This is a genomic window from Halomonas sp. 7T (assembly GCF_025643255.1).
Classification (GTDB): Bacteria; Pseudomonadota; Gammaproteobacteria; order Pseudomonadales; family Halomonadaceae; genus Vreelandella.
In genome coordinates this window covers 462,758-486,040 of the sequence record NZ_CP087112.1, presented here as the reverse complement: position 1 = coordinate 486,040, position 23,283 = coordinate 462,758, and the positions used below count along the sequence as shown (strand labels likewise).

The 23,283-nt window shown below is 54.1% G+C and carries 20 protein-coding genes; 14 read left to right on the top strand and 6 right to left on the bottom strand.

Annotated elements, in window-relative coordinates:
* Nucleotides 1-57: 57 nt before the first annotated feature.
* The 7 genes from LOS15_RS02275 (at nucleotide 58) to LOS15_RS02245 (ending at nucleotide 10,581) form a co-directional block, all read left to right on the top strand.
* Nucleotides 58-1,155, top strand: a complete 1,098-nt coding sequence (locus tag LOS15_RS02275) for an efflux RND transporter periplasmic adaptor subunit (protein ID WP_263067831.1) — start codon at nucleotides 58-60, stop codon at nucleotides 1,153-1,155.
* Nucleotides 1,155-4,316: an efflux RND transporter permease subunit gene (locus LOS15_RS02270; RefSeq protein ID WP_263067830.1), complete on the top strand. Its 3,162-nt coding sequence runs from the start codon at nucleotides 1,155-1,157 to the stop codon at nucleotides 4,314-4,316. Before LOS15_RS02275 ends, LOS15_RS02270 begins: the two co-directional genes overlap by 1 nt.
* Nucleotides 4,317-4,456: 140 nt before the next feature.
* The gene (locus LOS15_RS02265; protein WP_263067829.1) at nucleotides 4,457-5,380 is read left to right on the top strand and encodes a LysR family transcriptional regulator; all 924 of its coding nucleotides are present in this window, start codon (nucleotides 4,457-4,459) and stop codon (nucleotides 5,378-5,380) included.
* Nucleotides 5,381-5,449: 69 nt separating this feature from the next.
* The gene (locus LOS15_RS02260; protein WP_263067828.1) at nucleotides 5,450-6,325 is read left to right on the top strand and encodes an AEC family transporter; all 876 of its coding nucleotides are present in this window, start codon (nucleotides 5,450-5,452) and stop codon (nucleotides 6,323-6,325) included.
* Between the two features lie 82 nt (nucleotides 6,326-6,407).
* Nucleotides 6,408-7,610: a PQQ-dependent sugar dehydrogenase gene (locus LOS15_RS02255; protein ID WP_263069596.1), complete on the top strand. Its 1,203-nt coding sequence runs from the start codon at nucleotides 6,408-6,410 to the stop codon at nucleotides 7,608-7,610.
* A gap of 110 nt (nucleotides 7,611-7,720) precedes the next feature.
* Nucleotides 7,721-9,166, top strand: a complete 1,446-nt coding sequence (locus LOS15_RS02250; protein WP_263067827.1) for an ATP-binding protein — start codon at nucleotides 7,721-7,723, stop codon at nucleotides 9,164-9,166.
* 11 nt (nucleotides 9,167-9,177) lie between these two features.
* Entirely contained in the window at nucleotides 9,178-10,581 is a 1,404-nt protein-coding gene (locus LOS15_RS02245; protein WP_263067826.1) for a sigma-54-dependent transcriptional regulator, read from the top strand.
* A 57-nt stretch (nucleotides 10,582-10,638) separates the two neighbouring features.
* Here LOS15_RS02245 and LOS15_RS02240 read toward each other — a convergent pair whose 3' ends face one another.
* Both LOS15_RS02240 and LOS15_RS02235 read right to left on the bottom strand, forming a co-directional pair.
* The gene (locus tag LOS15_RS02240) at nucleotides 10,639-10,857 is read right to left on the bottom strand and encodes a YgdI/YgdR family lipoprotein (protein ID WP_263067825.1); all 219 of its coding nucleotides are present in this window, start codon (nucleotides 10,855-10,857) and stop codon (nucleotides 10,639-10,641) included.
* 226 nt (nucleotides 10,858-11,083) lie between these two features.
* Complete coding sequence (locus LOS15_RS02235; protein ID WP_263067823.1) at nucleotides 11,084-11,488, bottom strand: hypothetical protein; 405 nt, start codon at nucleotides 11,486-11,488, stop codon at nucleotides 11,084-11,086.
* 476 nt (nucleotides 11,489-11,964) lie between these two features.
* Here LOS15_RS02235 and LOS15_RS02230 point away from each other — a divergent pair, with 476 nt between their 5' ends.
* The 5 genes from LOS15_RS02230 to LOS15_RS02210 all read left to right on the top strand — a co-directional run bounded on the left by LOS15_RS02230 (nucleotide 11,965) and on the right by LOS15_RS02210 (nucleotide 17,295).
* Nucleotides 11,965-13,167, top strand: coding sequence for a glycine betaine/L-proline ABC transporter ATP-binding protein (locus LOS15_RS02230; protein ID WP_263067822.1), 1,203 nt, complete (start codon nucleotides 11,965-11,967; stop codon nucleotides 13,165-13,167).
* Nucleotides 13,167-14,003 (top strand): ABC transporter permease, encoded by an 837-nt coding sequence (locus LOS15_RS02225; RefSeq protein WP_263067821.1) that lies wholly within the window; start codon nucleotides 13,167-13,169, stop codon nucleotides 14,001-14,003. Before LOS15_RS02230 ends, LOS15_RS02225 begins: the two co-directional genes overlap by 1 nt.
* Nucleotides 14,004-14,107: 104 nt before the next feature.
* Nucleotides 14,108-14,980 (top strand): glycine betaine ABC transporter substrate-binding protein, encoded by an 873-nt coding sequence (locus LOS15_RS02220; RefSeq protein WP_263067819.1) that lies wholly within the window; start codon nucleotides 14,108-14,110, stop codon nucleotides 14,978-14,980.
* Between the two features lie 169 nt (nucleotides 14,981-15,149).
* Entirely contained in the window at nucleotides 15,150-15,572 is a 423-nt protein-coding gene (locus LOS15_RS02215; RefSeq protein ID WP_263067817.1) for a universal stress protein, read from the top strand.
* A gap of 82 nt (nucleotides 15,573-15,654) precedes the next feature.
* Nucleotides 15,655-17,295 carry a BCCT family transporter gene (locus tag LOS15_RS02210; protein ID WP_263067816.1) on the top strand — a complete coding sequence of 547 codons (1,641 nt, stop codon included), beginning with the start codon at nucleotides 15,655-15,657 and terminating at the stop codon, nucleotides 17,293-17,295.
* 78 nt (nucleotides 17,296-17,373) lie between these two features.
* On the opposite strand, the gene LOS15_RS02205 is transcribed toward LOS15_RS02210, so the two are convergent.
* The 3 genes from LOS15_RS02205 to LOS15_RS02195 form a co-directional block, all read right to left on the bottom strand.
* Nucleotides 17,374-18,099 (bottom strand): 3'-5' exonuclease, encoded by a 726-nt coding sequence (locus LOS15_RS02205; RefSeq protein WP_263067815.1) that lies wholly within the window; start codon nucleotides 18,097-18,099, stop codon nucleotides 17,374-17,376.
* Nucleotide 18,100: 1 nt separating this feature from the next.
* The gene (locus tag LOS15_RS02200) at nucleotides 18,101-20,011 is read right to left on the bottom strand and encodes a DUF294 nucleotidyltransferase-like domain-containing protein (protein WP_263067814.1); all 1,911 of its coding nucleotides are present in this window, start codon (nucleotides 20,009-20,011) and stop codon (nucleotides 18,101-18,103) included.
* A 297-nt stretch (nucleotides 20,012-20,308) separates the two neighbouring features.
* Nucleotides 20,309-20,698, bottom strand: coding sequence for a DUF4168 domain-containing protein (locus tag LOS15_RS02195; RefSeq protein WP_263067812.1), 390 nt, complete (start codon nucleotides 20,696-20,698; stop codon nucleotides 20,309-20,311).
* Nucleotides 20,699-20,829: 131 nt separating this feature from the next.
* Here LOS15_RS02195 and LOS15_RS02190 point away from each other — a divergent pair, with 131 nt between their 5' ends.
* Both LOS15_RS02190 and LOS15_RS02185 read left to right on the top strand, forming a co-directional pair.
* Nucleotides 20,830-21,753, top strand: coding sequence for a DMT family transporter (locus LOS15_RS02190; RefSeq protein ID WP_263067811.1), 924 nt, complete (start codon nucleotides 20,830-20,832; stop codon nucleotides 21,751-21,753).
* 120 nt (nucleotides 21,754-21,873) lie between these two features.
* The gene (locus LOS15_RS02185) at nucleotides 21,874-22,563 is read left to right on the top strand and encodes an EAL domain-containing protein (RefSeq protein WP_263067810.1); all 690 of its coding nucleotides are present in this window, start codon (nucleotides 21,874-21,876) and stop codon (nucleotides 22,561-22,563) included.
* On the opposite strand, the gene mtgA is transcribed toward LOS15_RS02185, so the two are convergent.
* The gene (gene mtgA, locus LOS15_RS02180) at nucleotides 22,560-23,276 is read right to left on the bottom strand and encodes a monofunctional biosynthetic peptidoglycan transglycosylase (protein ID WP_263067809.1); all 717 of its coding nucleotides are present in this window, start codon (nucleotides 23,274-23,276) and stop codon (nucleotides 22,560-22,562) included. The two genes, LOS15_RS02185 and mtgA, sit on opposite strands and share 4 nt — an antisense overlap.
* Nucleotides 23,277-23,283 lie beyond the last annotated feature (7 nt).

The following is a 23,283-nucleotide window of genomic DNA, read 5'->3' as shown; positions in this document are numbered from 1 at the left end:
CTTTTGCTCGTCTGCGCCTTTAACCGCCCCTCACTTAATGTTAGGAAAAAACCTGTTATGACGGTGCCTCCGTTTGCCCGCCTCCTCTCTTTTTGGCTGATACTGTTTTTACTGATACTGGCCTGTTCGCTCTTCGCCAGCACTGCGCTGGCCCAATCCTCCCCACGGGTTGAACTGGCCAGCGTAAACCGTGAACCCATTTATCAAGAGCTTAGCTTGGTTGGCACGGTGAACTCACTTGAAGATGCGCTGCTCTCTTCGTCCGTGGCGGGGCTGATTAACGACATTGCCGTAAACCCAGGCGACGCCGTGGCGGCAGGCGACCCTTTGGTGGCGCTGGATGATGACCTCGCACGTTTTGAGCTTGCCGGTGCGCAGGCGGCGGAAGAAGAAGCGCGGGCAGCGCTTGCCGAGGCGCAGCGGCTGCTGCGGGAAGCGGAATCCGTAGGGGCTGGGCGCAACATTGCCGCCACCGAGGTCAGCGCCCGGCGCAGCGCGGTAAGCGTTGCCAACGCCACCCTATCACGCCTTAACGCCGAACAGTCGCGGCTCAATGCGCTCTTAGAGCGCCACACCATAACCGCCCCGTTCAGCGGCGTGGTCAGCGAACGCAGCGTCAACCTGGGCGAATGGGTATCGCCGGGGGATAGCGTCGCCCGTTTGGTGAACCTCAACGCGCTGCGCGCTGACCTTCAGGTGCCCGAAGCGTTTTTCAGCGCCCTTCAGGCCAATGCCCCCCTGACCCTTAAAGCAGGTAAACAGAGTGCAGAAACAACCATTGCCACTATAGTGCCCGTCAGCGCCAGCGGCGCACGCACCTTTTTACTGCGCGCCCACGTGCCTGAATCGCTTTCGCTCACCCCTGGCAATGCGGTGGAAGCCGTGGTGAAAGCCGCCGCTGGCCGCGAGGGGCTTACTGTTTCCCGGGATGCGCTGAGCCGTTACCCGGATGGCCGGGTCACGGTGTGGGTCGCCACGCCCGAAAGCGGCGACACCTACCAGGTGCGCGAACAACGGGTCGAGGTGGGCATCAACTTTGCTGAACGCGTCGAAATCACCAGCGGGCTTTCCGGCAGCGAGCGGGTGGTCGTTCGCGGTAATGAATCGTTGGTGGAAGGCGTCAGCGTTGAGGCTGTCTCGGCGGAGAACGAATAATGTTTGCTGCCCTGCTGCGCCAGCACACGCTGGTGATCGTGATTGCGCTGATTTTTATCCTGCTGGGCATCGCCGCCACACTGCGAATCCCGGTGCAGATGATTCCTGATATTGAAGCCCGCACCATTACCGTGGAAACCCGCTGGGCTGGGGCCACGCCTCAGGATATCGAAAAAGAGATCCTGATTGAGCAGGAGCAGTACCTGCGCAACGTTCCTAACCTTACTCGTATGACGGCGGTGGCCGAAAGCGGCAGCGCCGAAATCGAGCTGGAGTTTCCGTTCAGCGTGGACATGACCGCTGCGCTGATCCAGGTGAACAACGCCTTAAGCCAAGTCTCCTCCTACCCCAACAATGTCGATCAGCCCCGGGTGGTCTCGGCGGCGTTCTCCACCGATGCGTTTTTGCGTTTTCACGTGGGCACCCTGCCCGGCAACCCCAGCGCGCTGGATATCCAACTGATGAGCGACTTCATCGAAGACCGAGTGCGCCCGCGCTTGGAGGGCATCGAAGGTGTCTCAGAGGTGGGTGTGAACGGCGGCGCCCAGCGCCAGCTGCAAATTTTGGTCGACCCCACGGCCCTCGCCCAGCGCGACGTGTCGCTGCTGGAACTGCGCGAAGCGATTACCCAGCGCAACCGCGATATCTCCGGCGGCGAACTTGAAGCAGGCAAGCGGCGCTATCTGGTACGCACGCTAGGCCGGTTTGATAGCGCCGAGGCGCTGGCGCAGCTGGTAGTGGCTCGCGAGGGCGATAGCATCGTGCGGTTGTCCGATGTAGCGGAGGTGCGCCAAGGGCAGTCGCGGCTTAATCAGCTGTCGTTTTATAACGGCGAAGCGGGGATTGGGATGGACCTGCGCCGGGAGAGCGGCGCGAATGTGATCGACATCAAGTACGCGGTGCAGGACGAACTGGCGGCGATCAACGAGACCATTCTGCGCCCTGCGGGCATGGAGATAGTGCTGACGGCCGATGACGTTCGCTACGTAGAAGCCTCGGTAAGCAACGTGTGGAGCAACCTGCTGCTAGGGGCGGCCTTCGCGACCCTGGTGATGTATCTGTTTTTGCGCTCAGCCCGCGCCACGTTTATCGGCGTGATCGGCATTCCGTTTTGCACCATTGCCGCCTTTCTGGGGCTGATGCTGACCGGCCGCACGATTAACGTAATCTCCATGGCAGGCATTGCCTTCGCCATTGGCATGAGCGTGGATAACAGCATCGTGGTGCTAGAGAACATCGAGCGCTATCGCCGCCAGGGGCTGGATCGTATTGAGTCGGCGCTGCGCGGCGTGCAGGAAGTTTGGCCCGCCACGCTTGCCTCCACTGCCACCACCATTCTGGTGTTCTTACCGATACTCTTCATCGAAGAAGAGGCCGGGCAGCTCTACTCGGATGTGGCCATTGCGGTCTCGGCGGCGATTTTTGCCTCCATGCTGGTGGCGGTCACGCTGGTGCCTTCGCTCTGCTCACGGTTCAGCTTCTCTATGAACAACGTTTCCATGGATCAGGACAAGGAAGCATCGCCCAGCGAGCAGCGTACTTCTCGGCTGGGCGCGCTGCTGGAACGGCTGATTGCGACGCCGCTGCGGCGTGGGTCTATTTTAGTGCTCACGCTGCTGATCAGCGGCTGGACCATACTGGCCCTGACACCGCCCGCAGAGTACCTGCCCGAAGGCGAAGAGCCGAAAACCTTCGCACGCATGAGCCCGCCCCCTGGCTACAGCTTGCAGGAGATGGAAAGCATTGCCGAGCAGGTAGAAGCGTACTTTCTGCCCCACGTGCAGGCAGAGCCTGACGCTTTTTTAGCGGGCGATACCGAGGTGCCGCCGCTGGCCTATATGAGTATGCGGGTGGCCCCGACGCTGCTTTTTATCGTCGCCGAAGCAGCCGACCCTGGGCATATCGAAGCGCTGATGGAAGCGCTCACAAACTACTATGAGCGCTTCCCTGGCATGCGCGCCTTTGCCTCGAAAGGCTCGATTATTTCCAGCAACGATGGCGGCACGCGCAGTATCAACCTGGATGTGTCTGGCCCGGATCTAGCCACGGTGTACAGCGCGGCCAATACGCTCTACCGGGAAGCCCAGGCGCAGTTTGGCAACCCGCGTATCCAAAGCCAGCCTTCGTCGCTGTCGCTCGACCAGCCGCTGGTTCAAATTCGCCCCGACTGGGCGCGGGTCGCGGAGCTGGGTATTTCTGCCGAGGCTATAGGGTTTAGCGTTTCCGCACTGGGGGAAGGAGCGTATGTGGATGACTTCTTTCTGGACGATGAGAAGATCGATATTTACCTCTACGGCTCGCAGCCGTCGCTGCCGCTAGATCAGTTACCGAATCTGCCGCTGCATACCCCCGATGGCTACACGCTGCCGCTGTCGGCGGTGGCACGTATCGATGAAACCATGGATACCAGCGTGATTCGTCGCGTGGACAGTAGCCGTACGGTAACTTTAAACGTGATTCCACCCGCCAGCATCGCCCTTGAGGAGGGCGTTGAGCAGGCCGAGGCCATGCTGGAGCGGCTTCGTCAGGAGGGCGTGCTGCCCTCGTCGGTAGGTGTCTCGATCTCCGGTGCCAGCGACCAGTTGAACGCCACCCGCGAGGCGCTCACCGACAACTTCCTGATCGCTATTGTGATTGTTTACTTGCTGCTGGTGGCGATCTTCTCCCACTGGGGCTATCCGCTGCTGATCTTGACCTCGATACCGCTAGGCGCAGTGGGCGGCATTATGGGGCTGGCCACTATGAATGGCGTGGGCAGCCTGCTGCCGTTAATCGGCCTGGCACCGCTTAGCCAGCCCTTCGATATGATTACCATGCTGGGCTTTTTGATTCTGATGGGCACCGTAGTGAACAACCCGATTCTGGTGGTCGACCAGGCCCGGCGGCGATTGCATGACAAAACGCTCAGCGTTCAGGAGGCGGTGTCTCAGGCGGTACAAACCCGCCTGCGCCCCATCGCTATCACCACGCTGACCACTCTGTGCGGGCTCTCGCCGCTAGTCTTTTTACCCGGTGAAGGCACCGAGCTGTATCGCGGCGTAGGGGCGATTGTTCTGTTTGGCCTGTTAGGCGCAGCGGTGGTCACGGTGACGTTCCTTCCCGCGCTGATGATCAGCGTGCTAAACATCACAGAGCGCCGCTCACCCCGTTCGCAGGCATAACAAAACGCGGCCACCCAAGGGTGGCCGCCATCCAACGGCAGAAATATGTGTCCAAAAAAACCGGAACACAAATAGCAATTATTTTCATTCAATAAATTAAATGGCACAATAGCGCCTCCGTTTCTCCAGTGGCTCCGACTATGTACGATTTTGATGAACTTGCCGCCTTTGCCGACGTGATGACCACCGGCAGCTTGACGCGCAGCGCACAGAAGCTCGGGCTTGCAAAATCTACCTTAAGCCGCCGAATTAGCCAGCTAGAGGTTCGACTCAAGCAGCCGCTGCTGCGTCGCCAGGCAAATCGTTTGATTCCTACCGAAGCGGGCCTACTGTTTCATCACTACTGCATCGAGCTGCTGGCCATGGCCGCCCACAGCCAAGAGGCCCTGGCAGAGCTGCGCGAGGAGATCAGCGGTAAAGTCACGTTAGAGGTACACGGCGCCCTGGCTCGGGGGTGGATGGCGGGGGTAATGGATGCATTTTTAACCCGTTATCCCAAAGTCGAACTAACGCTGCATACCCGGGAAACGCCGCCGACGAAAATGCACAGCAACAGCGTGCACATTTGGCTAGGCGCCACCCATGAGTGCGGCCTGAATCAAGAGCGTTTAGGCCATCTCACCCGTGGTCTTTACGCCAACCCGCGCTATCTGGCTAATGCAGGAACCCCGCAGCACCCCAACGAGCTTGACGCACACGCTTGGATCGACCTGTTGGATACCGCCTCCAGCGGCCTATTGCTGCATCATCCAGAACACGCTGATTACTTCTTTAATGCACCCCGCTCGCGGCTGCGAGTGGATCTCACGGCGCTGCACATTGATGCCATTGCTTACGGTCAGGGGATCGGCTTGCTGCCACATTGGGTGGTTGAAGGACGCGAACGGCATCATCCCGGCGATTTGATAAACTGTTTGCCAGGTTGGGAGCCTGCTCCGCTCCCTGTCACGCTGCTGTACGCCTACGGGCACCACTCTAGCCGGGTAAACGCCCTACTGGCATTTTTGCGCGAGCAGGTACCCGCCGCGTGGCAAACCCGTACAGAAGCCGTTCACTCTGGTTAAAAGATTCGCCTTGCCAGTTAGCCGCCTAATTATCCACAATAGGCAGCCGATGATCGTCAAGGAACCATAATGCTCGCTGAACTCTTCGCCGTCATGGCACCCGTGCTGGCCGGTGCCGGACTGGGCTTTTTATGGGTTCGTCTCGGCCAACCCTACCCGGTCGATTTTGTGACGCGCCTCGTTTTCAATATTGGCACTCCTGCGTTAGTGCTGGCGTCACTCTCCGGGGCGGCCATCGATGCCAGCACGTTTGGGCAAGTGATGCTTGCCTCGGCCCTCGTCATTATGAGCATGGGCGCCGCCAGCTTTGCCGTCGCAAAGCTACTGCGCCGCGATTGGCGGGTGCTGATTGCGCCGATGATGTACCCCAACACCGGCAACATGGGGTTGCCGGTGGTGCTGTACGCTTTCGGCAGCGCGGGGTTTGCCTACGGTATTACAGTGATGGTGACGGTTTCGCTGTTTCAGTTCACCTTGGGGGCCGTGCTAAGCAGCAACGGTAGCCCGATAAAAACACTGCTCAGTACCCCAACGGTGTATGCCATCGTCATTTCTATGACGCTGTTGCTCACCGATACCTCACTGCCCCTGTGGATGGCCAATACGGTAGACCTTATGTCGGGCTTTACCGTGCCTCTGATGCTCATCACGCTAGGCGTGTCGCTGGCCAGTATTCAGGTGAAAAGCCTGCGCTCTGGCGTCGGCTTTAGCCTCATCCGTATTCCGCTGGCCGCCACGGCTGCTTGGTTCATTGCCGGCTGGCTAGGCCTACCGCCGCTGGCGCAGAACATTTTAGTAGTGCAGATGTGTATGCCGGTGGCGGTCTTCAACTACCTGTTTGCCCAACGTGCCCAGCGCGAACCTGCCTATGTGGCAAGCCTCGTCTTCTGCTCAACGCTAATGGCGCTGTTCTACTTACCGGCACTCCTGGCGCTACTAATGTAGCGACGGGAACCCCCGCCCGTTTAAGGCAGTCACTGCTAGACTACTACACTGACTCCGCGCTAACCGAGGACAAACGATGCCCATGCACACCATGCCAACGCGACACCTCATATCCGCTCGACCGCAAACGACACCGCGCTGCTTGTTACGTGTACTGGCAGCACGTTGGGTAGCCCCCTCGTTGGCGGGCCTACTCTTCGCCAATGCTGCCTACGCGGAGGTTGTGCACCGCGCGCTGGAAACCGATCACTTCGCGATCACCATAGAGCGGGTGGCCGGGGGGTTTGAGAATCCCTGGGCGGTGGCGTTTCTTCCCGACGGCCGCTATCTAGTGAGTGAACGAAGCGGCGCGTTAAACCTTGTACACGCCACTGGCGAATCGCAACGACTGGCAGGCATGCCCGACGTGAGTCAAAATGGCCAAGGGGGACTGCTCGACGTAGCGTTACACCCTGAGTTTGGCGACGGCGAGCACGACTGGATTTACTTCACCTGGAGTAAGCCGGAAGGCCGCCAAAGCCGCTCTGCCCTCTCTCGTGTTAAGTGGCAGGGGGATTCCCTAGGCGACGTTGAGCACTTGTTCGAGCAGGATCGCGCTTCCTCTCCCGGTCGGCATTACGGCTCCCGCTTGGCCTGGCTTCAGGATGGCACGCTGCTGATGAGCATTGGCGACCGTGGCGTCGACCCCTCCCGCGCTCAAGCCAGCGATGACCACGCAGGTTCTACGCTTCGGCTCACCGAAACCGGCGAAGCCCCGGACGACAACCCGTTTGTGGATGACAGCAACACGCTGGATGAAATTTACACCCTGGGCAATCGTAATATTCAGGGCATGACCGTGCTCAGCAATGGTGAACCCTGGGCCACCGAACACGGCCCGCGCACCGGCGATGAGTTGAACCAGATCGTACCTGGCAACAACTATGGCTGGCCAGAAGTAAGCTTAGGCAACGACTACGCTACCAACGAGCCTATTGGCGTGCGTTCAAAACCCGGCATGGAAGACCCGGTGTACCGTTTTGAGGGTCGCTTTGCCCCCTCCGGTCTTGCCGAAGTCACCAGCGATGCCTTTGGTCCCTGGCAAGGCAGCCTGCTGGCGGGTGGCCTCGCTAGTGAAACCTTGCTGCGTCTGCAACTAGAAGGTAGCAACGTTGTAAGTGAAGAGACCCTTCTTGACGGCCACATAGGCCGCATACGCGATGTGCGCCAAGGGCCGGACAATGCCCTTTACTTGCTAACCGATAGCAACCAGGGCAGTCTTTATCGCTTGCACGTAGCGAACTAACTATTTGCCACGCTGCGCTTGAAGGCAAGGCAAACACTGTTTGTACGCGCTATCTTTAAGCCCTATTTTAAGCTCTATGTTATGGTCACCCACCCGAACGCGGATGCATAATGCGACTACGTAACTTAATTATCTTAACGGTGATTGTTCCGCTGTTTGTCGTGTTGGTGGTGTTTAGCCTCGTGGCTATTAAGTCACTGGAAGATAACGTGCGCTCTAAGCTACAAACGGAAGTCGACATTATCACCCGGGCGCTAAGCTCCTCGTTAAGCTATGCCGTAGCGCGAGATAGTGGGACGCCGCTAGAAGAGGCACTGCAGTCTGCCTTCGCTTTTCATCGCATCTACGGTGCCTACGTATTTGATACACAAGGGCGAGAGGTCTACGGGCTGGGTTTGGGTAAAAACCTGTTTACCCCAGAAGAGATTCGCCAGGTTATCGAGAGTGATGACCTTTACAGCAGTTATCGCCAGCAAGAAGGATGGACATACTACGCTGCGCTAACACCGCTGCGCGCTCAGGATGGCACCGTGCAAGGCGTGCTGCAGGTAAACCGTCTCAATACCGGCATCGAAAATTACACGGGCTTTATCAGTGTTGTCGCGGTGCTGGTGTTTGTGATTGGCGCGGCAGGTATTGTATTCAGTATTTGGTGGGGGTTTCGCCACTATATCGAACGGCCACTTAACCGGCTGCTCCGCGTCATGCTATTAGTAGAAGGCGGCGATCGCAGCCAGCGTGCCACCGTTGACGGGCCGATTGAGTACCGCCGTTTAGCCTCTGGGCTTAACGGCATGCTAGACGCCATGGCAGAAAAAGACCGCGATATAGATGCTCGCCAGCGGCGTGAGATCGAGCTAGAAAAACGCCTGCGCAAATCTAAAAAGCTTGCCGAATTAGGCGTACTTGCCGCCGGGGTTGCCCATGAAATCGGCGCACCGCTCACCGTCATTAACGGCCAAGCCCAGCGTTTAGCTCGGCGAGAAGTGATTGGCGATGATGAGCGGGCAAAACTTGGCCGTATACGCGGTGAGGTAGAGCGAATTGTCGAGATTGTGCGTCAACTGATGGAGTTAGGCCGGCAACATAACGTAGAGAAAGATAACCAAGCCCTCGATCAGCTTATTCTAAGCGCCAGCGAGCTAGTCGAAGAGGAGCTTGAGCCGAGAAATATTCGTCTAGACGTTGATCTGCCTGCATCGTCCCCCCATTTGTTGGTCAATGGTCAGCAAATTGTGCAGGTGTTAACCAATTTATTGCGCAATGCTGCCCAAGCGCCTGGTGTAAGCCTTATTCAAGTACGTGCAGAGCAGCATAGTGAAGAGTTAACGCTTTGGGTCGAGGACAACGGACCGGGCATCCCAACAGCAGATCACCACAAAGTATTTGACCCCTTCTTTACCACGAAGCCCGTGGGGCAAGGTAGCGGGTTAGGACTATCAATGGTGCATCGCATTATTAACGACCACGGCGGGACGATTGGCGTATTTAACAGCAGCCTTGGTGGCGCTGGCTTTGAGATTACGCTACCCCTTAGTGAAACCGCATCCGCTTGAGGACAACGTTTGTGACCCATCAGGAACACCTTTTACCTTTGTTGGTGGTGGAGGATGACGCCGCTATACGTGAGTTATTAGAAGAAGAGCTCAACGACGCGGGCTACGAAACGCTAGGCGTTCCCAGTGCAGAAGACGCCCTGGCACTTCTTAGCCACACACCTGTGGCGATGATGATTACGGATGTACGTCTTCCTGGAATGACTGGCATTCAGCTCCTTCAACAGCTGCGTAACAGCGGCAGCGAACTCGGCATTATTGTGATTACGGCGTTTGGCACGATTGATCAGGCGGTAGAAGCACTTAAGCTGGGTGCAGATGATTTTCTTACCAAACCACTCGATTTAGACGCCATTCGCGAGGCCGTATTTCGTGTACTGGAGCGCCAGCGTTTATCGACTTCCCATGAAGAGGCCAAGCTTAGCCATTTCCATGGCATTGTCGGGAAAAGCAATATTATGCAGGCGCTGTTTCATGACGCCTCGCGGCTTGCCAAAAGCGACGCTCCTATTCTTATTTTAGGCGAGAGCGGTACCGGTAAAGAGCTACTTGCTCGCGCAATTCATCAAGAAAGTCCACGCCACGATGCGCCGTTTGTGCCGGTTAACTGCGCCAGCATTCCTGCAGACCTGATGGAGAGTGAGTTTTTTGGTCATGTTAAAGGTGCGTTTACCGGCGCGAATGAAGCACGCAAAGGGCTTTTCCAAAGTGCCCAAGGCGGCAGCCTGTTTTTAGATGAAATTGGTGAAATGCCCATTAATCTGCAAGCTAAGCTACTGCGTGCCTTACAGGAAAAAACCGTGCGCCCGGTAGGGGGCGAACGTGAAGAAGCCGTTGATGTGCGTATTATTGCCGCCACTCACCGTAACCTAGACAAAGAAATTGAACAGGAGAATTTTCGTAGCGACTTGTTCTACCGCTTGGAAACCTTTTCGTTGCGGATCCCGCCGCTACGCGAGCGTGGAAGTGACATCGAACACCTTATTTTTGCGCTCATCGACAAGCTTGCTGAGGCCCAGGAAAAGCACATTGAGCAGATTGAGCCAGAAGCGCTTAATAGCTTGCTCAACTACCCCTACCCCGGAAATGTACGCGAGCTTGAAAATGCCATTATGCGTGCTGTCACGTTAAGCGAAGAAGGCGTGATGCAGCATCAGGATCTGCCTGAACGGCTACGCGAACAAACCAGTCAGGAAAGCGTGAGTGAAATGGCACCGACGGTAAGTGGAGAAGTGTTACCCGGCAACCACGTGCCAGCACCGGCTCCCGCACGCTGGCCTAGCCTGGAAGAGGTGGAGAAACGTTATATCCGTAAGGTGCTAGAAGCGACAGGGGGCAATAAACGGCGCACAGCCGAAGTGTTGGGCATTGCTCGCCGCACGCTTTACCGCCGCTTGGAAGATAGCGAAGAGTAGTGGCGCTATCGTAATAGCAGTATGCCGGTCGTCGTTGAGCGACCGGCAGTGGCTTGTTTACTCTGTCACACCACCAGGCGCTTCTCCGGGCGTCTCTCCATCGTTAGACATTGGCCCTGTATCCATGGGCTCTTGGGGATCATCAGAGATCAAATCCTCCGAATCTGTCGTGGGAGGGGCTTCTGCTGTATCACCGCAACCTGCCAACACTCCCGCCATTAGCAACGCGCTAAACAGTAGCGCTAATCCACGTACGTGGCCTAATCGTGACATCATGTCATGCTCCTTCCTTTGTTGGGGGCTAACTACTTTTTCACATAGTGGCTGATAGAGCCTTTTACCAAACTTACCCTGTATCGATGCACTCACGGTTTGTGCACGTGATTATGCTAGCAACAAAAAAACCCCCGCGGGCGCGAGGGAAAAGGATGATAAACCGTGTGGAGCAGCCGCAGGGAACAGACAGCTGGGTCGGTTTATCATCGTAGGGAGTGATAAACGGTTACTGGCCTTGCATGGTCTCATCATCGTCTTCGTCGGCACCGGGCATAGGCTCTGCGCCTTCACCAAAACCTGGCTCTTCCTCAGGATCAGTGGTGCCCATGCCCGCTGTTTCATTTTGCATAGGCTCTTGTGAGGCCGCTGCGTTTTCATCTAACGCAGAATCATCCATTGCCGGGTCTTGCATACCTGGGTCATCTGCCATGGCAGGTTCTTCACCCAGGGCAGGAGCCTGCTCTTGCTGGGTCGTCGCATCCTGCTCCATTGGCTCTGGCTGTTGCGCTGGTGGTAGCTCATCATCGTTATTACCACAGCCTGCAAGCGCTAGTGTGCTTACGGTAGCTGCCAACATGCATAGCGTTAATACGCGCGGGCGCTTGATAGCAGGTTTTGCTTGCTTATCCATAAAACTAGCCTCCGTTAAAACTGGTTTACATCGCTAATGCAGGGTGGGCAATTTTGCTGACTGTTTATCTCGCTAGGTGAGTGGCTGTTTCCACACCACTCTCAACACGGTCATGCAGCTTTTTGCATTTAACGTTAAACAATTGACATTTAAATACCCTTTACACTAGCCACTACCTTTCACGCAGCATGCCAAAAGACTTAAAAAAAATAAAAAACTTTTAAAATCATAATTTTAATAAACCACACACAGGCCGTTTTGACCTTTATGTGAAGAAATCGGTGGGTTAATTTTGGCACATGTAGCGTTTAACGCCCTGCCTGCCGGGCCTTTGTGACACACCACCCGCACTTATGTATAATAATTGTTAATACATTTATGCATTCAACATTAATCTCTACTTATAAACCAACGCCTGCCGTTACTTTTTAGAAGGTTCGCTGTCAGGCGATTCATATCCATAAAAGGCATCGTTAATGGAAGAAACACGCCCTGTCAAAATTCAAGTGCGCGGCTTAAGCAAGGTATTTGGCAAACAGCCCAAAAAAGCCCTTGAGCTTCGCGATCAAGGTTTAAAACGCCCTGAAATTCTTGAGAAAACTGGCCAAACCCTTGGCTTATCTAATATCTCCTTTGACGTCTACGAAGGGGAGTTATTGGTAATCATGGGGCTGTCAGGCTCGGGTAAATCCACCCTTATCCGTTGCCTAAATCGCCTAATCGAAACCACTGAAGGCGAAATCATCATCGACGGCGAAAACATTCCGACGCTCGGTGAAAAAGCGCTACTGGAATGTCGCCGCCGCCACTTTTCAATGGTGTTCCAAAACTTTGCTCTTTTTCCACACCGAACGGTGAAGCAGAACGCCGAGTTTGGCCTTGAAATTCGTGGTGTAGAAAAAGTAGAACGTCAAAAGATTGCTCAAAATGCGCTAACGCAAGTCGGGCTTGATGGTTGGGAAGATGCGTATCCCAACCAGCTATCTGGCGGTATGCAACAGCGTGTTGGTCTTGCACGGGCATTGGCGAATGACTCCAGCGTACTATTGATGGATGAAGCCTTCTCAGCCCTTGACCCGCTGATACGTAAGGACATGCAGCAAGAACTTATTCAGCTGCAGTCAAAAATGCAGAAAACTACCGTCTTTATTACCCACGATTTGGATGAAGCGCTCAACATTGGCGACCGCATCGTGCTACTCAAAGACGGTGAAGTGGTGCAAATCGGCACCCCTGAAGAGATTCTGACCAAGCCTGCCGATGACTACGTACGTCGCTTCATTGAAGGGGTCGATCGTTCACGCATTCTGACCGCTGAAAGCGCTATGCGGCCCGTGCGTACCACTGCCCGCGACAGCGACGGCCCTCGTACGGCACTGCACCGTATGCGCGACCATAGCATTGACTCCATTTATGTCACCGATCGAGATCGCCGCCTAATAGGTTTGTTAGAAGCCGAGGCCGCAAGTAAGGCTATCGATGCTAAGTCTGAAACGATTACTGACTACCTAACTCAAGACTTCCGTAAAGTGCCTCCTGAAGAACCGCTGCAAAATCTATTCGCCATGTTTAGCGATAAAAGCTTCCCGATCTCCGTGGTTGATGAGCAGCAGCGACTGCTTGGCGTGGTGGTAAAAGGCGCGGTTTTGGATGAATTAGCACGAGCAGGAGAGCAGTAATGGATATTCCCAGCATTCCCCTTGGTGATTGGATTGAGAGCGGCCTGTCTTGGCTAACCAGCGAGTATTCATCCGTAACCCGAGGAATATCACGCTTCACACAAACCGGGATTGACGTATTAAACGATAGCTTGATGTGGTTACCTGAGTGGGCACTACTTGGCTTAATTGCCCTACTCTGCTGGAAGCTAGCGGGCGTCCGCTTAGCTATTGGCGCCGTGGCCGGGCTCGCCTTGATTTGGAACCTGGGCCTCTGGAACCCGATGATAGAGACGCTCACACTGGTTGTCTTCGCGACGCTGGTGGCCGTTATCATCGCCTTGCCGGTAGGCATTGCCGCGGCGCTATCTAATCGGCTTTACCGATTAATCATGCCGATACTGGATTTCATGCAGACCATGCCGGCCTTTGTCTACTTAATTCCAGCGATTCCATTTTTTGGTATTGGCTCGGTATCGGCCATCTTTGCTACGGTTATATTTTCAATGCCGCCCGCGATTCGCTTTACCACGCTGGGTATTCGCCAAGTGCCGGTAGAACTTATCGAAGCGGCGGATGCGTACGGCGCCACTCGTGGTCAAAAGCTGTTTAAGGTTCAGTTACCGCTCTCATTACCAACGGTGATGGCCGGCATTAACCAAACCATCATGCTGGCGCTTTCTATGGTGGTGATCGCCGCCATGATCGGTGCTGACGGCTTAGGCAGCGAAGTATGGCGCGCTATTCAGCGCTTGCGCCCGGGCGATGGTTTTGAGGCCGGCATTGCGGTCGTAATACTGGCCATGCTGCTGGATCGCTTAACCCAATCACTGCGCAAAACGCGCCGTGAAAGCTAGTAGCCTGATATCGACATAATGCAAGCACCAAAGGGTTGAAAGAGCCCGATGGCCAAAACCATCGGGCAAAATTACCTTTACGTTAAATAAGAAGGAGTAAGTGTATGAAAAATCGCACACTGAATCAGCGTATTCGTCTCGCCTCATTAGCGCTTGTTGCCGGCACCGGCGTTGTCGCTGGAAGCCTCGCCCAGGCGCAAGATAAGGGCACCGTCAATCTTGCCTATGTGGAGTGGTCTTCTGAAGTTGCCTCTACCAATGTCATTGCTGCAACGCTTGAACAGGCGGGCTTTGACGTTGAACTAACGTCGCTTTCCGCAGCAGCCATGTTCCAGGCGCTCTCCTCAGGCGATGCCGACGCTATTGTGGCCGCTTGGCTACCCACTACCCACGCAGACTATATGGAACGCCTGGGTGGCAATGTTGAAGATCTGGGTATGAACCTTGATGGCACTAAACTTGGCTTAGTAGTGCCCGCCTACACAGATGTCGACTCGATTGCTGACTTGAACGATAACGCCGACAGCTTTAACGGCGAGATCATCGGTATTGACCCCGGTGCAGGCTTGATGTCGATCACCGAAGAGGTCGTGGATACCTATGACCTCGGGCTGAACCTGCGTAGTGGCAGCGGTGCAACCATGACCGCAGCGCTTTCCAGCGCTATCAACAATGAAGAAGACATTGTGGTTACCGCCTGGACACCGCACTGGATGTTTGCTCGCTTTGACCTTAAGTACCTTGAAGATCCAGAGAACGTCTACGGCGGTGCCGAGCAAATTCATACCGTGGTGCGTAAAGGCTTAAAAGACGATATGCCTGAGGCCTATGCCATTCTGGATGCTTTCGAATGGACGCCAGAGCAAATGGGTGAGGTCATGCTGATGAACCAGGAAGACGGCAGCGATCCTTATGAAAACGCCCAACAGTGGGTAGAAGATAACCAAGATGTCGTCGCACAATGGTTGAGCAACTAATATCTTCCTGGCTAAATAAAGTTTATTAGTAGAATGATCAATGGGCTGAAGCTGCACTTTGCTTCAGCTCATTTGTTGCATATGCTGCAAGCAACTGTTTTCAACCAACGATATAGCTTTAATTAGTAAGGTAAACCCATGCTAAATAGAGCCATATGAGGAGCGTACTGTGTTTAAGAACATTATGGTACCAGTCGACCTTGCTCATTTAGAGCTACTGGAGCCTGCCTTAAGCGTAGTGGCAGACCTTGCGAAGCAATATGATGCTCATATCACCTACGTTAGCGTTACCGCTAATACACCTACAAGCGTTGCCCGCACACCCCAAGAGTACCAGCAAAAACTTGAAGCTTTTGCCCACGAGCGACACAAAGTGCACGGTCAACCGGTAAGTATTAAGGTTTACAGCTCGACGGATCCCGTTGCTAATGTAGATAAGCAGCTTGTCGAGGCCGTCGAGGAAACAGGGGCTGACTTGGTAATGATGGCCACCCATCTACCCCGCCACCTGGACATTATTATGCCCTCCCATGGCGGTAAAGTAGCCACCCACACAGACGCCTCCGTTTTCCTGATTCGAGTGACCCAGTAAACGCGCTCTTGCGCTGTAGAAGCAATGCGTTGACAACTCGCGCTTAACAGCACGTACTTTACATAATGATGGGAGCAAATTTGTGGATAAAACGCCGCAAAATCGACCACCTGAAGAGCCGGTCTCGGAAGGCATTCCTGCCCCCGAGGGCGCGGCAAACTTGATCGATACCGATTACGTTATTGGTCAAGACAATATAACCACCAGCACCATGGGCGTTAACCTTGACCTACACGGCAAGGTTTTCACTATCTCGTCAATTCTGGTGCTGCTGTTTGTAATATTAACGCTCGCCTTACAAGACACCATTGCACCGATTTACAATGCTGTCTTTGGCTTTTTAACGGGCAACCTGGCTTGGTTTTTTATCCTGGCTGCCAATGTGTTTGTCATTCTTTGCCTGGGTCTGATTATCTCGCCCCTGGGTAAAATTCGTATCGGTGGTGCTGACGCTAAGCCCGACTTCACCTATGTCGGCTGGTTTTCAATGCTGTTTGCTGCGGGCATGGGCATTGGCCTGATGTTTTTTGGCGTTAACGAGCCATTGACCCATTTTGGCACCTCACTGGATGGCGGCAGCTGGGCGCCATTAGCCGGTGCTGAAGGCGATACTGCAGGCGCGGCTGCGTTAGGCATGGCGGCCACCATCTTCCACTGGGGTTTACACCCGTGGGCTATTTACGCGGTTGTTGCCCTTTCATTAGCACTGTTTTCGTTTAACAAGGGGCTTCCTCTCTCCATGCGTTCAGTGTTCTACCCAATTTTGGGTGAGCGCGTATGGGGCTGGCCTGGACATGTGATTGATATTCTTGCGGTATTTGCCACGCTCTTTGGTTTGGCAACTTCGTTAGGACTAGGCGCCACCCAGGCAGCTGCTGGCTTAAGCTACCTGTTTGGAGCACCAGAAACCGACATCACGATGATTTTACTCATCATCGGCATCACGATTATTGCCATCGGTTCCATTATGGCGGGTGTCGATAAGGGTGTTCAGCTGCTATCGAAAATCAACATTGCAATGGCGGCACTGCTGCTCTTCTTCGTGATTGCCGTTGGCCCAACGCTTCTGATTGCGACGGGTTTCTTTGAAAATCTGCTCAACTATGCAATACACCTGCCAGCGCTCTCTAATCCATTTGGTCGCGAAGATGCTAACTTTAGCCAGGGCTGGACAGCCTTCTATTGGGCATGGTGGATCTCCTGGTCTCCGTACGTGGGTATGTTTATTGCGCGCGTGTCCCGTGGCCGTACCGTTCGTGAATTCTTGATTTCGGTATTGCTGGTGCCTTCCGTGGTCTCGGTATTGTGGATGACCACCTTTGGCGGCACCGCCATTGACCAGTACGTTAGCCAAGGGATTGAAGCTGTTCGCGATGCGGGCGTGGATCTCCAGCTGTTTATCATGCTTGAGCAACTTCCGCTGTCACAAATCACCTCGTTTGTTGCCATTCTGTTGGTGATTATTTTCTTTGTGACCTCTTCGGATTCCGGCTCACTGGTGATCGACTCTATTACCGCAGGCGGTAAGGTCGATGCACCCAAACCTCAGCGGGTATTTTGGGCAATCATCGAAGGCGCTATCGCCATTGCACTGCTGCTTGGCGGTGGTTTGACCGCGCTTCAAACAATGGCGGTTTCAACAGGCTTTCCGTTCACGATTATTTTGTTAGTGGCGTGCTATGCCATTATCAAAGGGTTAATGACGGAACCTAAAGCCGTATAACCGCCGATCATTAGCGTAGGTGAAACCCAAACGGGCAGCCAATGGCTGCCCGTTTTGCGTTTGCCGTTCATCGCAGTATTAACACCACAGCGCTTTCAGTGGCGTATCCGGGTCATAACGGTGAGCAATCTGTGCCTGAAATAGCTCTGCGGTCGCCAGCGCATCTAACAGAGCATGATGGCCCTGATAACCAGGCAGACCATAACGGGCGCGGCTAGCGTTTAAACGAATAGAGACGGGCGGCTGGCCTAACCAGCGGCGAAAACGCGCCCATAGCGTTTGACGGTGCAAGCGTGCTTCAAGGGACATGGTATCAATCATCGGAAACATAACCCCCTCCCCGCGCCTATCTTTTACCGCTGCATCTAAAAACGGCCGCTCAATATTGCGAAAGTGTACAACCACCAGCCGGCCTGCCAGCGTTGCTAATAGTTCATCGAGCACCGCATCTAAATCAGGCGCATAGGCGATCTCTGAATGCGTAATATGGTGATACGCGATAGACGCTTCATCTAGGGGCCTCGGCGGCTTAATCACCCAGTAGCGGCGCTGTGCTAGCTTGATGCGGTTTAACGTAAATGGCACCGCCCCGATGCTGATAATGCCGTGGCGCCGCTCGTCAAGCCCGGTTGTTTCCATATCCAGCGCCACCATGGGCACGTCTGAAATAGGCGTGCTGGGATCAGGAAGAGGCGTTTCAAAAAACCGCTTTAACGCACCGTCATGAGATCGTCGGGCGCGCTCAGCCATGTAGCTGATCCAATCGGCTTGCACGAGTTTTTGGCGAGGTCGAATTTCATACATCTTAACGGCCCTGCCGCTGTGCAGGCATTGGGTAACGAAACTTCAAAAACTTCTGCGCATTACTTAGCACTTGAAAGGCGTCTTTCAGTGTATGCCGCTCACTGTCCTCGACATTTTCAGGCTCGATATTATTGTCTGGCATGCGATCTTCCTCAAGATCAATCACCTGATGTCGGATTCGTGACATACACAAAAACTCAAGCGCATAGCTGAGCTTATCACTGACCCCCGTGGCTAATAGCTGCGTCTTGCTAATATTATCCAACCGTTGAAACGAGTTTTGCGCTTTTGAACCACAGGCTAACGCATGCACACGAATAAGGTCGACCATCGGGGCGGTACCGCGGCGCTTCAAATTAATCGAGTTATTGTGCTTACCATCCTTTTCCATCACGAACGTGCGGAAGAAGCCTAGCGGCGGTGTGCGATTGAGGGCGTTGCGCGCCATAGCAGCCAAAAACAGCGGCGTTTGTGGAGCCGTCTCGGCGATTAAGTCCTGCAGCGCTTCTACGAAGTGATCCTCTCCGTAGATACTGTCTAAATCAAAAAAGATAGAACTGTGCAGCAACTTTTCGGGGGTTGGGTTTGCCATCCAGTCTTTAAAGTAGCCTTTCCATACCCGCAGCGGTTGACGCCATTGGCGGTTAGTGGCCATCACGTCGCCTTTACAGTACGTATAACCACAGGCATCTAAGCCATCGCTTACAAATGCGGCCAGCGCGTGAAAATAGGCGTCATGTTCTTCTGGATTAAAGTCATCGGACAAAATAAGCGCGTTGTCTTGATCGGTAACGATACTCTGCTCGTTCCGAGCCATGGAACCATTGACCATAAAGCAGTAAGGCACGGGGGGCGGGCCTAGTGACTCTTCCGCCAACTCTAGCAGCCGCCGGGTAAAGCTACGTCCAATGGTTGATAAGGCGCTGCCCACCATTTGCGAATTGGCACCCTCTTGCACCATACGCACAAAGGCGGCACGCACATCGGGTAATAGCTTAGCTAGCCCCTGAGCGCTGGATTGATTGAAGATATTACTTACCAGGTAGAGCCCGCTATGGGTTTCATAGCGAATGATGTCAGAGAGATGCACCACCCCGACGGGGCGCTGACGGTAGAGCACCGGTAAATGGTGCACATTGTTGCGTAGCATCGTTAACATGGCTTCATAGATGGATGCATCTGACTGAACGGTTATCAGCCGCTCAGACACCACCTCACCAATCGGCGTTTGCGGCGACAGACCTTCTGCAACAACGCGAGTACGGAAGTCACTATCCGTGAGGATGCCGCACATCTGCCAAGTTTTGCCTTCGCTATCTTGAAAGCTATAGCGGGGATGACTGCTGCCTTCATCAATGACCAGAACGGCAGACGCTTGGGCAGCGCCAATTTGTTTGGCAGCTTCTTGGACGCTTGTCGTTGACGGCACCATCACTGGATAGCGGCTTACCAGTTTGCGGATACGCGAGACCATCATGTCGTTAGATTTTTTTTGCTGCTCTGCCGCTGTCTCTAAACGTGGGCGCTCCAGTTCTACAAAATCGGCAAAGTTGTCATCCTCCTCGCAGAGGCGTTTAAAAACGGTGCCGGAAATAAAATAAATCAGGGTGTCTTCTATGGCGGTAGCGGGCAACCGTACTTTATGGTTTCGCAGTAAGCTAAAGTGGCCAAATATGTCCCCTTCGCCTAAGCGATTATACAGCTCTCCCTGGCGGCGATAGACCTCCACCGCGCCGCTGCGGATATAACAGAGCTCATCAAGCGTTTGATCAAGCGTCAGAATCTCGCTGCCCGTTTTGAAGTAGCGAACTTCAACTTCCGTGGCAATGGCATCCAGTAGCTCATCGGATAGGCCGTCAAAGGGTGGGAACTGTCCCATATGCTGACGTATCTCTAACAGTTCTACCTCCATGCAACCTCCTCTCCCTATCCGGGCACCTTTCAAAATTCACCTTGGCTATATCAATCGCCTATTTCTACTTGAAGTTTGGCGGGGTTAGGGGGCAGCGTAAACCCTGACAGCCAAAAAAAGCCCGGCACTTATGTGCCGGGCTTTGGTGACAGTAAAGATTTAGTGGGCAGATACTTCGCTGGTTAAGGAAAATCTGTCACTATCTTTACGTGTCTGTCGTTACGTTAGTACTAATATTTTAGTACCGAGCTTTTAGGACAAAGCTTTTTAAGCAGCTACTGTCCTTAGGATTGCTCCTTAGGATTGACCAGCCATCTCTTGAACACGCTGCATCATTTCTGGGTCTTGCTGAATAGACTGACCAATGGCATTGAAGGTGTCCACATCTAAACCGCTATCTTCAACAATATCAATCATACGATCGTTGGCCTCGGCACGAACTTCCTGCTGTGCAGCTTCACCCTCTGCTTCCTGCAGACGCTGCGTGTACTCTTGCGAGATCACGGCAATTTCTTGGGCAGCATCGGCAAACTGCTGTAACTGCTGATCAGAGAAGTCCTGAGCTGGCGCTTGCTGTGCCGCCATCGGGTCTTGTGCTGGATCTTGGGTCTGCTGGGCATGTGCAGTACCTGCAAGAAGGCCGGTAGCAAGAAGAGCAGCAGAAAACAGAGCAGTCATGCGTTGCATAATAAGAAACCTCATTGGCGCTTTATGAATGTGGCCCTGTGACGCGTTGTTCAGGCTCAAGTTCAAATTTTAGAGTGATTTTAAGTAACAAAAAGTAATCAAACAATCACCAGGGGGCTAATCGAGACCTTATGTTCAATTCTTTAAAAAACATCAATCGTATAAACGTATCCTCCCTTGGCCTGGCGGCCATGCCCATCGTGTTTGTTTTACTTTGGAGTACCGGCTTTATTGGCGCAAAATTTGGCCTGCCCTACGCGGAACCTTTCACGTTTCTCTTTATCCGCTTTGTCTTGACCCTGCTGGTACTGATTCCTCTTATTCATTTCATGGGTATTTCTTGGCCCACTTCACCTAGGTTATGGGCGCATATCGGGGTTTCTGGTTTACTGGTGCATGGTACGTACCTGGGCGGGGTGTTTTATGGCATTTATCTGGGCATGCCCGCCGGTCTTGCAGCGCTTTTAGTGGGTTTACAGCCGCTACTAACCGCCGCCTGTGCTGGGCCGCTGCTGGGTGAACGCTTAAGTATCCGCCAGTGGATGGGCCTGTTACTTGGGCTTCTCGGGATTAGCTTGGTACTGGGAAGTAAACTGGAGCTGGGCAGTTCGCTGTTTGATGGGTTCGGCCTTGGCGCCCTTTTTAGCGTTATTGCCGCGTTGTTAGGCATCTCCCTGGGCACGCTTTATCAAAAGCGCTACTGCACCAGCATGCCGCTACTGTCAGGAGCGGTGGTTCAGTACATGGCGGCTGGCACGCTGTTGGGCATCGGAGCGTTGCTATTTGAAAGCCGAGACGTGCAGTGGGGTACAACATTTATTCTTACGCTTGGTTGGCTGGTGCTGATTCTCTCAATTGCCGCTATCCTGCTGTTAATGGCCTTGATAAAAAAGGGGGAAGCTTCGCGAGTAGCGAGTCTTTTTTATCTAGTGCCACCGGTTACCGCCCTACAGGCGTGGTGGCTATTTGATGAACGTTTGCCACTGCTCGGACTGATAGGTATGGCGGTCACTATTGCGGGAGTGATTTTGACAGTACGGCCAGCCACAAAATAAGTAATTAATAACAGCAATGAAACTTCTAAGGTTTGGACAACCATGACAGCACAACCTCACTGCGCCAGAGTGAACGGAGTCTGCAACCGTTGTGACACTAAGGTTCCTTTTGCCTTCACCATGGCATTTCAACCCATTGTGGATGTTGAAAAACGCCGCATCGTTTATTACGAAGCATTGGTGCGAGGCCTCAACGGGGAGTCAGCCTTCTCGATTCTTGAGCAAGTCACCGATGAATTGATGTATCGCTTTGACCAGGAGTGCCGAGTAAAAGCAATAGAGCTTGCCAGCGCACTCGGCATGCAGGAGCGGCTATCGATTAATTTTTTACCTAACGCGGTCTATGAGCCGGAGGCCTGTATTCAGGCAACGCTTGAGGCGTCACAACGGGTAGGCTGGCCAACCGAGCGCCTTAACTTTGAAATCACTGAAACTGAGCGAGTGGTTGATCGTGAGCACATGCGCTCAATCATCGAGAGCTATCACCGAATGGGTTTTAGCACCTCGCTGGATGACTTTGGCAACGGCTACGCCAACCTTGACTTATTGACGGATCTCCGCCCGAACACGCTAAAAATCGACCGCGAACTGGTCATGGGTTGCAACGCTAGCAAGCGGCGGCAGGCTATCCTGAAAAGCTTGGTCGCTCTCGCAGACGCATTGGGCATACATTTGGTGGCCGAAGGTATCGAAACACGTGAAGAGTCGCGCTGCTTGCTGGCATTAGGCATTCCGGTTCAGCAGGGCTATTACTTTGCTCGTCCTCAGGTGGAGAAGTTGCCGAAAGTCGCCGACGAAAAATACGATTAAAGCTGCTCCAGATAACGCGTGCCGCCAAGGTTGCGCATTTGCTGACGTATCCACTGGCTGCGGCGCTCTACCTGAGCATCCGGCCGAGAGGCGCTGCGCGTACGTGGGCTGGGAAGGATCGCCGCCAAAAGACTTGCTTGACGCTCGGTCAAGGCACTGCCAGAAGCACCAAAGTAGTGGCCAGCTGCCGCTTCCAAACCAAACACTCCGGTGTCCCATTCGGCGACGTTTAAATACACCTCAAGAATGCGCTGCTTACTCCACAGCATTTCAATCAGCAGCGTAAACCATGCCTCAAGACCTTTGCGTACCCAGCTGCGGCCGCTCCATAAAAAAACATTTTTCGCGGTCTGCTGGCTGAGCGTACTGGCCCCGCGTAATCGTGAACCGTCACGGCTCGCTTGCCAAGCACGGCGCAGTTCAACAACGTCAAAACCGCGATGAAGGGGGAAACGCTGATCCTCAGCTGCAATCACCGCAAGTTTGGCATTACTGGACAGATCATCCCAACTGCGCCATTGGCGGTTGATAGTGATCGGCTCACTGTTTACCCAGCTTTGAATTTTACGCTCCACCATCACCATGGAACCCGGGGGAGGCACAAAGCGAAATAGCAGCACGAATCCCACAGAAAGCACGACAAACGCCAACGCGGTACGCCAAACAAGACGCCATAGCAGGCGAAGAAAACGGCGCAGCGCGCAATTGAGCATTTCGGTA

What these genes read in the sequence shown, in the direction of transcription:
- mtgA (WP_263067809.1), bottom strand. Translation starts at nt 23,276, where the DNA reads ATGCTCAATTGCGCGCTGCGCCGTTTTCTTCGCCTGCTATGGCGTCTT.
- LOS15_RS02205 (WP_263067815.1), bottom strand. Translation starts at nt 18,099, where the DNA reads ATGTATGAAATTCGACCTCGCCAAAAACTCGTGCAAGCCGATTGGATC.
- LOS15_RS02230 (WP_263067822.1), top strand. Translation starts at nt 11,965, where the DNA reads ATGGAAGAAACACGCCCTGTCAAAATTCAAGTGCGCGGCTTAAGCAAG.
- LOS15_RS02225 (WP_263067821.1), top strand. Translation starts at nt 13,167, where the DNA reads ATGGATATTCCCAGCATTCCCCTTGGTGATTGGATTGAGAGCGGCCTG.
- LOS15_RS02200 (WP_263067814.1), bottom strand. Translation starts at nt 20,011, where the DNA reads ATGGAGGTAGAACTGTTAGAGATACGTCAGCATATGGGACAGTTCCCA.
- LOS15_RS02250 (WP_263067827.1), top strand. Translation starts at nt 7,721, where the DNA reads ATGCGACTACGTAACTTAATTATCTTAACGGTGATTGTTCCGCTGTTT.
- LOS15_RS02235 (WP_263067823.1), bottom strand. Translation starts at nt 11,488, where the DNA reads ATGGATAAGCAAGCAAAACCTGCTATCAAGCGCCCGCGCGTATTAACG.
- LOS15_RS02255 (WP_263069596.1), top strand. Translation starts at nt 6,408, where the DNA reads ATGCACACCATGCCAACGCGACACCTCATATCCGCTCGACCGCAAACG.
- LOS15_RS02270 (WP_263067830.1), top strand. Translation starts at nt 1,155, where the DNA reads ATGTTTGCTGCCCTGCTGCGCCAGCACACGCTGGTGATCGTGATTGCG.
- LOS15_RS02195 (WP_263067812.1), bottom strand. Translation starts at nt 20,698, where the DNA reads ATGCAACGCATGACTGCTCTGTTTTCTGCTGCTCTTCTTGCTACCGGC.
- LOS15_RS02185 (WP_263067810.1), top strand. Translation starts at nt 21,874, where the DNA reads ATGGCATTTCAACCCATTGTGGATGTTGAAAAACGCCGCATCGTTTAT.
- LOS15_RS02260 (WP_263067828.1), top strand. Translation starts at nt 5,450, where the DNA reads ATGCTCGCTGAACTCTTCGCCGTCATGGCACCCGTGCTGGCCGGTGCC.
- LOS15_RS02220 (WP_263067819.1), top strand. Translation starts at nt 14,108, where the DNA reads ATGAAAAATCGCACACTGAATCAGCGTATTCGTCTCGCCTCATTAGCG.
- LOS15_RS02240 (WP_263067825.1), bottom strand. Translation starts at nt 10,857, where the DNA reads ATGATGTCACGATTAGGCCACGTACGTGGATTAGCGCTACTGTTTAGC.
- LOS15_RS02265 (WP_263067829.1), top strand. Translation starts at nt 4,457, where the DNA reads ATGTACGATTTTGATGAACTTGCCGCCTTTGCCGACGTGATGACCACC.
- LOS15_RS02190 (WP_263067811.1), top strand. Translation starts at nt 20,830, where the DNA reads ATGTTCAATTCTTTAAAAAACATCAATCGTATAAACGTATCCTCCCTT.
- LOS15_RS02275 (WP_263067831.1), top strand. Translation starts at nt 58, where the DNA reads ATGACGGTGCCTCCGTTTGCCCGCCTCCTCTCTTTTTGGCTGATACTG.